We start from the raw sequence: 13,817 nt of genomic DNA, 5'->3' as shown, positions 1-13,817 counted from the left end.
GACGGGTTAGGCATGGCGGTGCAGGACATCATGCCACCCCCACCCGCTGTATTTCCCATTCCAGCGTCACGCCCGACTGCGCCAGCACCTTTGCCCGCACGTCCTCACCCAGCGCCTCGATATCGGCGCTGGTCGCGTTGCCGGTGTTGAGCAGGAAATTACAGTGCTTTTCCGATACCTGCGCGTTGCCCCTGCGAAGCCCCCGGCACCCGGCGGCATCGACCAGCGCCCATGCCTTGTGCCCATCAGGGTTCTTGAAGGTCGAGCCGCCAGTCTTCGACCGCAGCGGCTGCGACGCCTCGCGCGCGGCGGCGATGCGGTCCATTTCGGACTGGATCGCCGACGGATCGCCCGCCTCCCCTCGGAACGTCGCCGATACCACGATCGCACCACCCGGCAGATCGCTGTGGCGATAGCGATAGTTGAGGTCGTCGCGCGACAGCGTCACCCGCGTCCCGTCGCGCAGCACCGCTTCCGCCGCGACCAGCACGTCGGCGACTTCGCGACCATAGGCACCGCCGTTCATCCGCACGAACCCGCCGACCGTGCCGGGAATCGACCGCAGGAACTCGACGCCCGCGATCCCGGCATCGCGCGCGGTCGAGGAGACGAGGATACCGCTGGCACCGCCGCCACAGGTCAGCGTGCCGCCATCGGCGGAAACCTTTGCGAACGGCTTGCCCAGCCGGACGACGACGCCCGGCACCCCGCCGTCGCGCACGATCAGGTTCGATCCCAGTCCCAGCCCCATCACCGGCACCGCCGGATCGAGCGCGCGCAGGAACGTAGACAGGTCGCCGACGTCCACAGGTTCGAACAGCCACTGCGCCGCGCCGCCCGCCTTGAACCACACGAGCGGAGCCAGCGGCGCATTCGCCGTCAGCCGTCCGGTGGTTGCGGGAAGCGCGGCGATCGTCATTTGCCGACGCCCCAGAAGCGTGCCCATGCCGTCCACGCCGCGCGCTGCGCATCCGCCGCCTGCTGGCCGATCGCCGTCAGGTCGCTGGTCTCGACGCCGTCCAGCAGTCGTTGCGCAGCGTCGATCTGCGCCTGCTGCGCGCGCAGGATCTCGCGCTGCATCTCGACGGCCGTGGAGAACCAGTCGCTCATGCCAGCCGCTCGCCGATCGCGGCGGGAAGGCCCGCTGCGATCTTGGTGATGTCGCCCGCGCCCAGACAGACGATCAGGTCGCCGTCCTGCCCCGCATCCGCCAGCGCCTGCGCCAGCGCGTCGCGATCGGCCGCGGCCTGCGCCGAACGGTGGCCGCGCAGGCGGATACCCTCGACCAGCGCGTCGGCATCGACGCCCGGCACCGGGGCCTCGCCCGCCGCATAGACCGGCAGGACATGGACCGCGTCGGCATCGTTGAACGCCTGCGCGAACTCATCCATCAACGCGCCCAGCCGGGAGAACCGGTGCGGCTGCACGACCGCGATCACCCGGCCCCCGGTCGCCTCACGGGCGGCGGACAGCACGGCGCGGATCTCGACCGGGTGGTGGCCGTAATCGTCGATCACGGTCATGCCCGCCACATCGCCGACGCGGGTGAAACGGCGCTTTACCCCGCCGAACTTCGCAAAGCCCTGCGCAATGGTCGCGTCGTCCAGCCCCAGCTCGACCGCGACCGCGATCGCGGCGAGCGCGTTCTGGACATTATGCCGCCCCGCCATCGGCAGATGGATGCCGGCGATGGTCCGCGTAGTTCCTTCCCGATCGCGCACCACGCAGTCGAACCGGTTGCCGTCACGTCCGGCGACGACGTCGACGCCGCGAATATCGGCCTGCGCGGCAAAGCCATAGGTCACGATCCGCCGGTCGCGGATACGCGGGATCAGCGCCTGTACTTCGGGGTGATCGAGACACAGCACCGCCGCGCCGTAGAAGGGCACATTTTCGATGAATTCGACATACGCATCCTTCGCGCGGTCGAAGCTGCCATAATGGTCGAGATGTTCGGGATCGATGTTGGTGACCACCGCGATCGTGCCGTCCAGCCGCAGGAAGCTGCCGTCGCTCTCATCCGCTTCCACCACCATCCAGTCGGACGCGCCCAGCCGGGCGTTCGATCCGTAGCTGTTGATGATGCCGCCATTGATGACGGTCGGATCGACCCCACCCGCATCGAGCAGCGCGGCGATCAGCGAGGTCGTCGTCGTCTTGCCATGCGTCCCCGCCACGGCGACGGTCGATTTCAGCCGCATCAGTTCGGCCAGCATTTCCGCCCGCCGCACCACCGGGATACGGCTGGCCAGCGCGTGGTCGCGTTCGGGATTGCCGGGCTTGATCGCGGTCGAGGTGACGACCACCGCCACGCCTTCGACATTTTCGGCGCGATGCCCGATCTTTACGTCGATACCGCGCGCGCGCAGCCCGTCGATGACATAGCCCTCCGCCACGTCGGACCCCTGCACCTTGTAGCCCAGATTGTGCATCACTTCCGCGATGCCGGACATGCCGATGCCGCCGATGCCGACGAAGTGGATCGTGCCGATGTCGGTCGCGACGCCCTTCATGCGAACGCCTCCCGCGGTTTGGCGGGGGCGACGCGGCCGATCCGTGCCTTCGGCGCGTCGATGCTCTCTACCAGATCGGCAAGGTCGCGCACCGCGAACGGCCGGCCGCAACTGCGCGCGCGTGCGGCGGCATTGCCCAGCGCGGCGGGATCGAGGCCCAGCTTTTGAATCTGTTTGGCCAGTTCGGCGGCGGTGAACCGCGATTGTGCGATTGCGCGCGCCCCGCCGGCATCGACGATTTCGCGGCAATTGGCGGTCTGGTGATCGTCGGTCGCGCCGGGCAGCGGCACGAGGATCGCGGGGCGTCCCGCCGCCGTCAGTTCGGCGATGGTCGATGCCCCCGCGCGCGCGATCACGACATGCGCCCATGCCAGCCGGTCGGGCAGGTCGGGTAGATAGGTCGCGATCTCCGCCGGAATGCCATGTTCCGCATATTTGGCGCGCACCGCGTCGATATCCTCGATCCGGGCCTGATGGGTCACCTGCATCCGCTGCCGGAACGCGATCGGCAACAATGCCAGCCCGTCGGGCACGACCTGGCTCAGGATGCTTGCCCCCTGACTGCCGCCGGTCACCAGAACGCGGAAGATACCGTCCTCGTCCAGCACCGGATACGGACGGTCGCGCAGCGCCAGCACGCTCTCGCGCACCGGATTGCCGACCAGATGCGTGCGCGGGACGTGCTTGTCCTTCAGCCGGTCGACCTTGACGTAGCTGGTGGCGATCGCCGCCACGCTGCCCGCGACCAGCCGGTTGACGCGGCCCAGCACCGCATTCTGTTCGTGGACGATCGTCGGGACCTTGCGCGCGAACGCCGCCAGCAGCGCGGGCAATGCGGGATACCCGCCGAAACCGATCACCGCCGCCGGCTGGAACGTACGGAACAGTTCGATGGCCATGCCGCGCCCGGCCATCATCTGCCGCCCGGCACGCATCCAGCCGATCGGTCCGCCGCCCAGCCGTCCGGCGGGCAGGACATGCGTCTGGATACCGTCGAACAATCCGGGAAACCGCACGCCGCGTTCGTCGCTGACCAACGCCACGCGATGCCCACGCCGGGTCAGTTCGCTCGCCAGCGCGGCAGCGGGGACCATATGTCCCCCGGTTCCACCGGCGGCGAGGACGTAATGCTTGCTCATTTGGCTCCGCTCCAGCGTTGCTGGCCATAGGGTGAGCGCGTCAGATACGGGTTGCGCCGCGTAAAGGCGAGCAGCAGTCCCATGCCGATCGACAGCGCGATCATCGACGACCCGCCATAGCTGATGAACGGAAGCGTCATTCCCTTCGACGGGGCGATGCCGACATTGACCGCCATGTTGATGAGCGCCTGCGCCCCGAACTGCACCGCCAGACCGGCGGCGGCGAGCAGTCTGAACGCGTCCTCCTCATCCAGCAGCCGCACGAACACGCGCACCACGATCGCAAGGAAGATCAGCGCGATGATCGCGCACGCGATCAGCCCGAACTCCTCGCCCACCACCGCGAAGATATAGTCGGTATGTGCTTCGGGCAGCTTGAACTTGACGCGACCGCCGCCGGGACCGGCACCGACCACCCCGCCCGCCGTCAGGACGGCATGCGCCATGTCGACCTGATAGCTGTCGGTCGCCGCCGCCGCCGGATCGGGGAACAGGAACCCGTCGATCCGCACCCGCGCCGTGCCGTAGAAGGTATAGGCCGCGACGATCAGTCCGACCCCGGCGGCGGCCAGCACCCCCATCGTCCGCGCGTGCACGCCGGAGATCATGAGCAGCGCGACCCACACGCCGCAGAAAATGACCGTCTGTCCGAAATCGGGCTGGAGCATCAGGCATGCGGCAATCACTGCCGTCAGCGCGCCGGTAACCCACAGCATCGGCAGTTGCGGGTCCTTGGCGCGCAGCGACAGCAGCCATGCGGTGGTCACGATGAACATCGGCTTCAGGAATTCGGACGGCTGGAACTGGCCGATGCCGAGGTTGACCCAGCGGCGCGCACCGTTCGCTTCGTGTCCCAGCACCGGGGTCAGCGCCAGCGCGACCAGCAGTACCCCTGTGCCGACGAGGCACAGTCGGCGGGCCATCGTGACCGGCAGCATCGATACGGCGATCATCACGGGGAAGGAAAACGCGATCCACCCCGCCTGCCGCCAGAAATACATCATCGGCGGCACGGTGACGTCGCCGCCCGAATAGCGCACCGCCGATGCGGGCGAGGCGGCGGCGACCGCGACCAGCCCGATCGCGATCAGCGTCATCGCGATCAGCAACAGCACCCGGTCGACGTCGCGAAACCATGCCGCGACCGGCGATCGTGCGCTGCGCCCCTGCAGGGTTTCGACCCGCTGGCGCAGCCGCCGGGGATCCCGCCCGCGCATCATATCGGTCATCGCAGAGCCTCCACCGCCGCCACGAATGCGCGCCCCCGCGCCTCGAAATCGCTGAACTGGTCGAACGACGCGCAGGCCGGCGACAACAGCACGGTATCACCGCTGACGGCATGCGTCGCGGCGGAAGTCACTGCCGCCGCCAGCGTACCGGCATTCTCGACGGGCATGTCGTGCCGGAGAAGCTCCGCGAAGCGATCCGCCGCCGTCCCGATGGTATAGGCGCGGACGACGTTGCCGAAACCGGGCCGGCACGCTTCCAGATCGTCGCCCTTGGCAAGGCCGCCGACGATCCAGTGGATGCGCCCGAACGCGTTCAGCGCGGGTGCGGTCGATTCGGGATTGGTCGCCTTGCTGTCGTCGACATAGGTCACGCCCGCGACTTCGCCGACCCGCTGCATCCGGTGCGGCAGGCCGCCGAAGCTGCGCAGTCCCGCCGCGATCGCGTCCGCCGATACGCCCAGCGCCTCGCACGCCGCGATCGCCGCCAGCGCGTTCTGCGCGTTGTGCGGTCCGGCCAGAGCCGGGCCGGGCTGGACCATGCACACGCCGGGCGCGATCTTCGTCAGATGTTCGCCGCGCGCCGACAGGCTGCGGGCGATGGCGGCGGACGGCGCATCGCCGATCCCGACGATCGCTGCGTGGGTCGGCGACTGCATCGCGAACAGCCGGGCTTTCGACGCGGCATAAGCGTCGAACCCGGCATAGCGGTCGAGATGGTCGGGCGTGATGTTCAGCAACACCGCCACATCGCAATCCAGCGTGAAGGTCAGATCGATCTGGTAGCTCGATAGTTCGAGCACGTACACGCCCCCCGCCGGCAACGGTGCCTGTTCGAGGATCGGCAGGCCGATATTACCCCCCATCCGCGCGGCTATGCCGGCGGTGGTCAGGATGTGATGGATCAGCGCGGTCGTGGTCGACTTGCCGTTGGTGCCGGTGATACCGACGACCTTGTGCGGCGGCAGGTTGCTGCGGCCTTGCGCGAACAATTCGATGTCGCCGATGACCGGCACGTCGCCGGCATGGGCGACGATCGGATGCCGGTTGAGCGGCACGCCGGGCGACACGACCACGCCGTCGAACCCGGCAAGGTCGATCGCCAACGGATCGGCAATAGTCAGTCCCTCGCCGGTTCCTGCCCCGGCCAGTATCTGTGCGCGCTTCGCCGCATCGCTGTCCCACGCGACGACACTGGCGCCGCCTGCAAGCAACGCGCGCACCGTCGCCACGCCCGACCGCGCAAGGCCCAGCACCGCATACCGCCTGCCTGCCCAGGCACCGGCGATGATCACCGCAGCTTCAACGTCGACAGGCCGGCCAGCGCCAGCACGAACGCCACGATCCAGAAGCGGATGACTACCGTCGCCTCCGCCCAGCCAAGCTGTTCGAAATGATGGTGGATCGGAGCCATGCGAAAGATCCGCCGCCCGGTCCGTTTGAACCAGAACACCTGGATGATGACGCTCAGCGCCTCGACCACGAACAGCCCGCCGATGATGCCCAGCACGATTTCATGATGCGACGACACCGCGATCGCGCCGAGTGCGCCACCCAGCGCGAGGCTGCCGGTATCGCCCATGAACACCGCTGCGGGCGGCGCATTGTACCACAGGAACGCCAGCCCGGCACCGACGATCGCACCACAGAACAGCGCGAGATCGCCTGCGCCCAGCACATGGGGGATGCCCAGATACGCCGCGAACCGGGCATTGCCGACCATATAGACGATCAGCATGAACGCCACCGATGCGATGATGACCGGCATCGTCGCCAGTCCGTCCAGTCCGTCGGTCAGGTTCACCGCATTGCCGAACGCGACGATCGTGAACGCGGCGAACACGACGTAGAACGGTCCCAGATCGATCGCGACGCCCGAAAAGAACGGCACGTACAGCATCGTGCCGGTCTGCTGGATGATGATCCAGCTGGCGATGCCTGCAATCAGGAACTCCAACAGCAGCCGCGTGCGCCCCGACACGCCCGCCGTGCTGGCCTTCGTAACCTTGTCGTAATCGTCGAGGAACCCGATCGCGGCGAAGCCGAGCGTGACGAACAGGCACGCCCAGACGAACGGGTTCGACAGGTCCATCCACAGCAGCACGGCAGAGGCGAGCGAGGTGAGGATCATCAGCCCGCCCATCGTCGGCGTGCCGCGCTTGGCCAGATGCGTCTGCGGTCCGTCGAGCCGGATCGGCTGCCCCTTGCCCTGCCGCACGCGCAGCCACCCGATGAAGCGCGGTCCGATCAGCAACCCGATGAACAATGCGGTCGCCGTCGCCGCGCCGGTGCGGAACGACAGATACCGGAACAGGTTCAGAATACCGGGGAACCCCAGATATTCGGCGATTTCGTACAACATTCAGCCCTGCCCCGACAGCCGGGCGACGACCTGCGCCAGCCCCACCCCGTTCGATCCCTTGACGAGTACCGCGTCGCCGGGCGCCAGCATGTCGGTAAGGACAGCGGCGGCGGTGGCGGCGTCGGCCACATGGACGGTTTCGATGCGGCCCTCAAGCGCCTTGGCCAGCGGCAGCATCCCCGCCCCCACCAGTACGACCCGCGAAACCCCCGCTTCGTCGACCGGTACGGCCAGTGCGGCGTGATACGCGTCCGACGCCTCGCCCAGTTCGCGCATCTCGCCCAGCACCGCGACCCGTCGCGTGGCGCGCTCCGCCGCCAGTACCTTGAGCGTCGCGCGCATCGATGCCGGGTTGGCGTTGTAGCTTTCGTCGATCAACAGCGCTTCGCCGCCGCCGACCGCGATCGATTGCCGTGCCCCGCGCCCCGCCAGCCCTTCCAGATCGGCCAGCGCCAGTCCGGCGATGCCCAGATCGCCGCCGATCGCATCGACCGCCGCCAGCACGGCGAGCGAATTGGCGACCCAATGCTCGCCCGGTGGTGCGATGGTATAGCTGACTTCGTGCGTGCCGACCCGAGCGGTGACGAAACTGCCGCCGCCGACGCTGCGGACATGTTCGACCGCCTGGACGTCCGCACCGTCGCGGAGCCCGAAGGTCACGATCCGCGCGGCATGCGACCGCGCGGCGGCGATCAGCGTATCGCGATGCGGGCTGTCGAACGGCACGATCGCGACGCCGCCGGAAACCAGACCTTCGAATATCTCGCCCTTGGCGCGGGCGATCGCATCCTCACCGCTGAAGAACGCGGTGTGCGCGGGCGCGATGGTCGTGACGATCGCGACTCCGGGTCGGACCAGTCGCGTCAGGCGGCTGAGTTCGCCCGCATGGTTCATGCCCATTTCGAACACCGCCGCCTGCGTGTCCGCCGGCATGCGCGCGAGAGATAGCGGGACGCCGGTATGGTTGTTGTAGCTTTTGACCGATCGATGCGCATGACCGTGGGTGATGCGGTCAAGACACGCGAACAGCGCTTCCTTGGTTCCCGTCTTGCCGACCGATCCGGTGACGCCGATCACCCGCGCCGCCGTTCGCGATCGCGCTGCGGTGGCCAGCAGGTCGAGCGCGCGGACGGTGTCTTCGACCAGCACGTGCGGCCCGTCGACCGGCCGCGCGACAATCGCACCCGCCGCCCCCTGCGCGAATGCCTGCGCAACGAAACGATGGCCGTCGGTCGCCTCGCCCGACAGCGCGACGAACAGGTCGCCGGGACCGACTTCGCGCGAATCGAATGCTACGCCGTTTGCTACAAAATCAGCGGACGCGACGCCTCCGGTAGCGGCGGCGATCGCGGCGGAGGTCCAGAGGGTCACGCTATCCTCCCGCCAGCGGACAAGGCGCGCGGCGGATCAGCCCGCACATTCGCGTGCCACCTGAACGTCGTCGAACGGCAACACCATGTCGCCGACGATCTGTCCCTGTTCATGCCCCTTGCCCGCGATCAACACGATATCCTGCGGTCCCGCCATCGCGCAGGCGGCACGGATCGCTTCACGCCGGTCGCCGATCTCGGTCGCGTGCGGACAGCCTTCCAGCACCTGCGCGCGGATCGCTGCTGCGTCTTCGGTGCGGGGATTGTCATCGGTGACGATCGCCAAATCGGCCTGTGCCGCCGCGACTTCGCCCATCGGCGCGCGCTTGCCGGTGTCGCGGTCGCCGCCTGCACCGAACACGACGATCAGCCGCCCGGTCACATGCGGACGCAGCGCCGCGATCGCTGCCGCCAGCGCGTCGGGGGTATGCGCATAATCGACATAGACGGGCGCGCCGGTGGACAGGATCACCGCACGTTCCAGCCGTCCCCGCACCGGCTGCAACCGCGCCAGCCCGGCCAGTGTCGCCGCCAGCGTGCCACCGGTCGCCAATACCAGACCCGCGGCAGTCAGCGCATTCGCGGCCTGATAGGCGCCGATCAGCGGCAATTGTACCTTGTGCGTCGCGCCCTCCGCCTCGATCGTCAGCGCCTGTCCCAACAGGCTGGGATCGCGTGCCGTCAGCCGCAACGTATCGCCATGTTCGCCGACGGTGATCAGCCGGTTGCCGCGCACCCGCGCCAGATCAACCACCCGGTCGGCATGGGGGTCGTCGGCCCACACCACCGCCGTCCCGTCATCGCCCAGCACTTCGGCGAACAGCCGCAGCTTGGCGGTCAGGTACGTCGCCATGTCGCCGTGATAGTCCAGATGATCGCGGCTGAGGTTCGTAAAGGCAGCGGCTTCGACCGGCAGCCCTTCGGTACGGTATTGCGACAGGCCGTGGCTCGACGCCTCGAACGCCAGATGGGTCACGCCTTCGCGGGCGAGACCGGCGACGTTCGACAGGAACGTGACGACGTCCGGTGTCGTCAGCCCCGTCGTCGCACGCTCGTCGGCGGTGGTGACGCCCAGCGTGCCGATCGACGCGGCGTGGTGCCCCTGCATCCGCCACAGCTGCCGCACCATCTCGACCGTGCTGGTCTTGCCGTTGGTGCCGGTGACAGCCACCGCGTGCGGTGGAAATGGTGCGAAGAACTGTGCGGCGGCGCGTGCGAAGCGTTCGCGCGGATCGTGCGCGGCGATATGCACCGCACCTTCGACCACGGCCTGCGGGCGGGCGACCACCGCGATCGCACCGGCGGCGATCGCGGCGGGAATATAATCCTCGCCATTCACCCTGGCCCCGGCGAACGCACCGAAGATCGTACCCGGTGCGACCTTGCGATGATCGATCGCAAAGCCGGTTATCGCTGCCGTTTCGTCGCCGCCGGTAATCGCACCCAGTTTCATTCCACGTTCGCCAGTTTCTTCGCATCGCCCGGCGCGTGCCACAACAGCCCGCGCAACCCGGCGACGTCGATATCGGCATTGGCGTCGGGAATCACCCCCAACAACGGTCCGGTCCGCGAAATCACGCGCGACACCACCGGCGCGGCGGTCCATGCAGCGCTGGTGAAGCCGAACGTTTCCTTCGTACCCTTCGGACTGTCGAGCATCGCGATCACGACATAGCGCGGCCGGTCCATCGGGAACACGGCGGCGAAGGTCGATACGTTGACCTTCTTCGAATATCCGCCGCCCGCGCCGACCGTCTCCGCCGTGCCCGTCTTGCCGCCGACGCGGAAGCCGGGTGCCTCCGCCTTGCGCCCGGTGCCGTCGGTCACGATCAGGCGCAGCAGCCCGCGCATCTTCGCGCTGGTCGCTTCGGTGAACACCCGCCGGCCGCGCGGCGCTTCGCCGGGGTTCAGCTTCATCATCGTCGCCGGCCGCCAGATGCCGCCATTGACCAGCGCGGCATAGGCGCTGGCAAGGTGCAGCGGCGTGACCGCAATGCCATGGCCGAACGCGGTCGTCATCGTCGTGGTCCGCGCCCAGAAATGCGGCCAGATCGGCCGGCTTTTCTCCAGTTCGATGTCGGGCGCGGTATCGAAACCCAACGCCCGGAACAGCGTGGCCATCCGTTCCGGCCCCATTTCATCGGCGATGCGCGCGGTCGCGATGTTCGACGAATGTACCAGCGTTTCGGGGATGTTCAGCCACCGGTTCTGCGGATGGTCGTCCCGGATGCGGAATCCGCCGACCTGCAGGGCCTTCGTCGCGTCATATCGTTTCGCCAGCGACGGCACCACGCCGCTGTCCAGCGCGGCGGCCATCGTCAGCGGCTTGAATGCCGACCCCAGTTCGTACACGCCCTGCGTCACCGAATTCATCTGCCCCGTGTTCGCGGTCACCCGGTTCGGGTTGAACGTCGGCAGCGAGGTCATCGCGATCACTTCGCCGGTATCGCTGTCGAGCACGACCCCGCCTGCACCGCGCGCCTGAAACGTCGCCATCGCGCTGGCCAGTTCGCTCTCCAGCGCCGCCTGCACGCGCAGGTCGAGACTGAGCGCCACCGCCCGGCCGCGCTCGGCCGGGTCGGTCAGCCGGGCGTTCAGGAACCGCTCCATGCCGCGCACGCCGCGCCCGTCCATGTCGAGATAGCCCAGCGCATGCGCCGCCATCGCGCTTTGCGGATACAGGCGTTCGGGTTCGCGACCCAGCGCGATGCCGGGGTCGCCCAGCGCGTTCACCTGCTGCACCAGTTCGGGCAGTGCGCGCCGCTTGAGATAGACGAAGCCACGTTTGGCGGTCAGCTGGCCGTAATAATGCGCCGCGTCGTGTTCGGGCATCAGTTCGGCCAGCCGCTGCGCCAGCATCCGCTTGTCGCCGATCACCTTGTCCGGGCGCACCGCGATCGACCATGCATCGATCGTGCGTGCCAACGGCGCTCCGTTACGGTCGACCAGATCGCCGCGCAACGGCACGAGCGCCGCCTCCGCCGCGATTGCCGAGCGCGGTTCAGCGGCGATCGCCAGCAACGTCAGCCGCCCAAGGATCACCATCACGCCCGCCGCGAACAGCAGCATCAGCACCATCAGCCGGAAATGGGCGATGTTGACCAACGTCTGTCGCGCCCCGTCGGGACGCTGGTGATGCAGCGAGGGTGCGACGACGACGATCACCGGAGCGATGCTTCCTTGCGTGCGGAACGGGCCAGATCGCCCATCGTCGAAGAACTGAGCAGCGTACGATCGAGCATCGCCACCGCTTGCGGCCGGGCGCCGCGGGCCTGTGCGGTCTGTACCGGCCCGGTCGGACGCGCCGGAGCGGGCTTCGCTGTCGGAGCGGACGGCGCGACGGGAGCGGTCGTTGCCGGTGTCGTCGCCACGGCCGGGACGGGGGCGGCGGGCACATACTCGACCGGTGCGGCGGGCACGACATAGGCCAGCGCGACGTTGCCGCCCTCGGTCCGACCCGGCAGCGACGCCAGTTGGGTTTCGCCGCCGACATATTGCTCGGCACGCGGCGCGGCCAGCGCCAGCACGTCGCCGTTCCACCGCTCCAGCTGTGCCATGTTGGCGCGCGTATCGAATTCGGTTTCCAGCTCGCGGATATCCTTGCGCGCCGCGACGATCGATCGCTCGACCGCCTCGACCCGCGCGCGTTCCGCTGCGCCCTGCGAGATCACGAGGTAGAAGCCGGGCGCCATCACCCCCAGCATCACCAGCTTGCCCAGCGTTCCGAACCCGAACGTCCCCATCACGTCGCACTCCCGTTCACTGGCCACGGCGCCGCCGCCGTCCGTACCGCCGCGCGCAACGTCGCCGAACGCGCGCGGGGATTTACTGAAATTTCCTGATCCGAAGGCCGTGCGGCCTTCGCGATGTCGGCAAAGGTCGCCGCCGGTCCCTGCACCGCCACCGGACGATGACGCGATCCGGCCGGCATCGCGCCGCCATGTTCGCGCAGGAACCGTTTGACGATGCGGTCTTCCAGACTGTGGAAGCTTACCACCGACAACCGCCCGCCCGTCCGCAACACCCGTTCCGCCGCGTTCAACCCGGCGGCAAGCTCGCCCAGTTCGTCGTTCAGGTGGATGCGGATCGCCTGGAACGCGCGGGTCGCCGGGTCCTTCTTTTCGTGCGGGCGATGACCCAATGCGCGACGGACCACGGCGGCGAGCTCGGCCGTGCGCGACAGCGGCCGGGAACTGACGATGAACTGCGCGACGCGGCGGTGGCGCGGTTCCTCGCCATAGCGATCGAGCACGTCGCTGATCTCGCCTTCGTCGGCCTCGTTCAACCATTCCGCCGCGGTGAGTCCCTCGCGGCTCATCCGCATGTCGAGCGGGCCGTCGTTCTGGAACGAAAACCCGCGATCCGCCTGATCGAGCTGCATCGACGACACACCGATATCCATCACCACGCCATCGACCATGTCGATGTCGCGCGCGGCCAGTTCGCCCGCCATTGCGGAGAACGGCGCCTGCACCAGCACCAGCCGGTCCCCGGCCTGTTCCTGCAACCCGGCAGCGGCGGCATGCGCGGTCGGGTCGCGATCGAATGCGATCACGCGCGCGCCCTGCGCCAGCATGGCACGGGTATAGCCGCCCGCGCCGAAGGTCGCATCGACATGCGTTTCCCCCGGCTGGATCGCCAACGCGGCGACGGCTTCGGCCATCAGGACGGGGACGTGCGGGGCGTCGGTCATGCCAGCCCCTTCTCTTCCATCAGAAATTCGCACAATTCGCGGGTATCCGCGTCGATCTCCAGATCGGCGATCAGAACGAACGGGTCCCAGATGTTGAACGTGTCGCCGCGACCGTGGAAGAACGCCCATTTGTCGATCTTCGCCCGCTTGCGATAGAAGGTCGGCAGGACGAACCGCCCCGCGCTGTCGAACGGCGCCGATTCGAGGTTTCCGAACGCCTTGCCCGCGACGTTATAGTCGGTGTCGGCATCCTCGTCGCTGCCCTGCGGCCGGCGCGAGTACAGGATTTTCGGCCACGCGGCGTCGAACGCGCTCAGGCACGCATGCCGACCATGCCGCTTGATGAGGAGATCGCGGGACTCGGCGTTCTTCTCCAGCACCGAGCGCAGTCTGGCAGGCACCGCGACGCGACCCTTCGCATCGACGGCCTGCAGCCCATAGCTCAGGTAGAGTTCCCTGTCCGACATAGCCCCTGTTCGGTCTCGCAGGACACCCGCCTCACGCCGCCAAATAC

General features: G+C 68.1%; 13 protein-coding genes. All 13 read right to left on the bottom strand.

Annotation, left to right across the window (positions count from 1 at the left end; all coding sequences use genetic code 11):
* Window positions 1-28: 28 nt before the first annotated feature.
* From murB to IFT55_RS09910, 13 genes are read right to left on the bottom strand one after another with little or no spacing between them, the layout of a single operon-like run.
* Window positions 29-919 (bottom strand): UDP-N-acetylmuramate dehydrogenase, encoded by an 891-nt coding sequence (gene murB, locus IFT55_RS09970; RefSeq protein ID WP_192091624.1) that lies wholly within the window; start codon window positions 917-919, stop codon window positions 29-31.
* Window positions 916-1,110: a hypothetical protein gene (locus IFT55_RS09965; protein ID WP_192091623.1), complete on the bottom strand. Its 195-nt coding sequence runs from the start codon at window positions 1,108-1,110 to the stop codon at window positions 916-918. The genes murB and IFT55_RS09965 overlap by 4 nt, the downstream gene beginning before the upstream one ends.
* On the bottom strand, window positions 1,107-2,513 hold the full coding sequence (murC, locus tag IFT55_RS09960) for a UDP-N-acetylmuramate--L-alanine ligase (RefSeq protein ID WP_192091621.1): 1,407 nt from the start codon (window positions 2,511-2,513) through the stop codon (window positions 1,107-1,109). Before murC ends, IFT55_RS09965 begins: the two co-directional genes overlap by 4 nt.
* A complete protein-coding gene (gene murG, locus IFT55_RS09955; RefSeq protein WP_192091619.1) occupies window positions 2,510-3,652 on the bottom strand; it encodes an undecaprenyldiphospho-muramoylpentapeptide beta-N-acetylglucosaminyltransferase in 1,143 nt (380 codons plus the stop codon). Before murG ends, murC begins: the two co-directional genes overlap by 4 nt.
* The gene (locus IFT55_RS09950) at window positions 3,649-4,872 is read right to left on the bottom strand and encodes an FtsW/RodA/SpoVE family cell cycle protein (RefSeq protein ID WP_249403770.1); all 1,224 of its coding nucleotides are present in this window, start codon (window positions 4,870-4,872) and stop codon (window positions 3,649-3,651) included. Before IFT55_RS09950 ends, murG begins: the two co-directional genes overlap by 4 nt.
* 5 nt (window positions 4,873-4,877) lie before the next feature.
* Entirely contained in the window at window positions 4,878-6,173 is a 1,296-nt protein-coding gene (gene murD, locus IFT55_RS09945) for a UDP-N-acetylmuramoyl-L-alanine--D-glutamate ligase (RefSeq protein WP_192091617.1), read from the bottom strand.
* Window positions 6,170-7,240, bottom strand: a complete 1,071-nt coding sequence (gene mraY / locus IFT55_RS09940) for a phospho-N-acetylmuramoyl-pentapeptide-transferase (RefSeq protein ID WP_192091615.1) — start codon at window positions 7,238-7,240, stop codon at window positions 6,170-6,172. Before mraY ends, murD begins: the two co-directional genes overlap by 4 nt.
* Window positions 7,241-8,611 (bottom strand): UDP-N-acetylmuramoyl-tripeptide--D-alanyl-D-alanine ligase, encoded by a 1,371-nt coding sequence (locus IFT55_RS09935; protein WP_192091614.1) that lies wholly within the window; start codon window positions 8,609-8,611, stop codon window positions 7,241-7,243.
* 36 nt (window positions 8,612-8,647) lie between these two features.
* Window positions 8,648-10,063: a UDP-N-acetylmuramoyl-L-alanyl-D-glutamate--2,6-diaminopimelate ligase gene (locus IFT55_RS09930; RefSeq protein WP_192091612.1), complete on the bottom strand. Its 1,416-nt coding sequence runs from the start codon at window positions 10,061-10,063 to the stop codon at window positions 8,648-8,650.
* The gene (locus IFT55_RS09925) at window positions 10,060-11,775 is read right to left on the bottom strand and encodes a peptidoglycan D,D-transpeptidase FtsI family protein (RefSeq protein ID WP_342029280.1); all 1,716 of its coding nucleotides are present in this window, start codon (window positions 11,773-11,775) and stop codon (window positions 10,060-10,062) included. The genes IFT55_RS09930 and IFT55_RS09925 overlap by 4 nt, the downstream gene beginning before the upstream one ends.
* Window positions 11,772-12,356 (bottom strand): hypothetical protein, encoded by a 585-nt coding sequence (locus IFT55_RS09920; RefSeq protein WP_446740720.1) that lies wholly within the window; start codon window positions 12,354-12,356, stop codon window positions 11,772-11,774. The genes IFT55_RS09925 and IFT55_RS09920 overlap by 4 nt, the downstream gene beginning before the upstream one ends.
* On the bottom strand, window positions 12,353-13,303 hold the full coding sequence (rsmH, locus tag IFT55_RS09915) for a 16S rRNA (cytosine(1402)-N(4))-methyltransferase RsmH (protein ID WP_192091610.1): 951 nt from the start codon (window positions 13,301-13,303) through the stop codon (window positions 12,353-12,355). The genes IFT55_RS09920 and rsmH overlap by 4 nt, the downstream gene beginning before the upstream one ends.
* Window positions 13,300-13,770, bottom strand: a complete 471-nt coding sequence (locus tag IFT55_RS09910; protein WP_192091608.1) for a division/cell wall cluster transcriptional repressor MraZ — start codon at window positions 13,768-13,770, stop codon at window positions 13,300-13,302. The genes rsmH and IFT55_RS09910 overlap by 4 nt, the downstream gene beginning before the upstream one ends.
* Between the last annotated feature and the right edge of the window lie 47 nt (window positions 13,771-13,817).

This window comes from Sphingomonas sp. CFBP 13720 (assembly GCF_014842075.1).
Taxonomy (GTDB): domain Bacteria; phylum Pseudomonadota; class Alphaproteobacteria; order Sphingomonadales; family Sphingomonadaceae; genus Sphingomonas.
Note: the sequence above shows the minus strand (reverse complement) of the source record. Positions and strands in the feature narration are given on the sequence as shown.

Bases quoted from the DNA above. Each gene is read 5' to 3' on its own strand.
- murB (WP_192091624.1), bottom strand. From the start codon at position 919: ATGACGATCGCCGCGCTTCCCGCAACCACCGGACGGCTGACGGCGAAT.
- IFT55_RS09965 (WP_192091623.1), bottom strand. From the start codon at position 1,110: ATGAGCGACTGGTTCTCCACGGCCGTCGAGATGCAGCGCGAGATCCTG.
- murC (WP_192091621.1), bottom strand. From the start codon at position 2,513: ATGAAGGGCGTCGCGACCGACATCGGCACGATCCACTTCGTCGGCATC.
- murG (WP_192091619.1), bottom strand. From the start codon at position 3,652: ATGAGCAAGCATTACGTCCTCGCCGCCGGTGGAACCGGGGGACATATG.
- IFT55_RS09950 (WP_249403770.1), bottom strand. From the start codon at position 4,872: ATGATGCGCGGGCGGGATCCCCGGCGGCTGCGCCAGCGGGTCGAAACC.
- mraY (WP_192091615.1), bottom strand. From the start codon at position 7,240: ATGTTGTACGAAATCGCCGAATATCTGGGGTTCCCCGGTATTCTGAAC.
- IFT55_RS09930 (WP_192091612.1), bottom strand. From the start codon at position 10,063: ATGAAACTGGGTGCGATTACCGGCGGCGACGAAACGGCAGCGATAACC.
- rsmH (WP_192091610.1), bottom strand. From the start codon at position 13,303: ATGACCGACGCCCCGCACGTCCCCGTCCTGATGGCCGAAGCCGTCGCC.
- IFT55_RS09910 (WP_192091608.1), bottom strand. From the start codon at position 13,770: ATGTCGGACAGGGAACTCTACCTGAGCTATGGGCTGCAGGCCGTCGAT.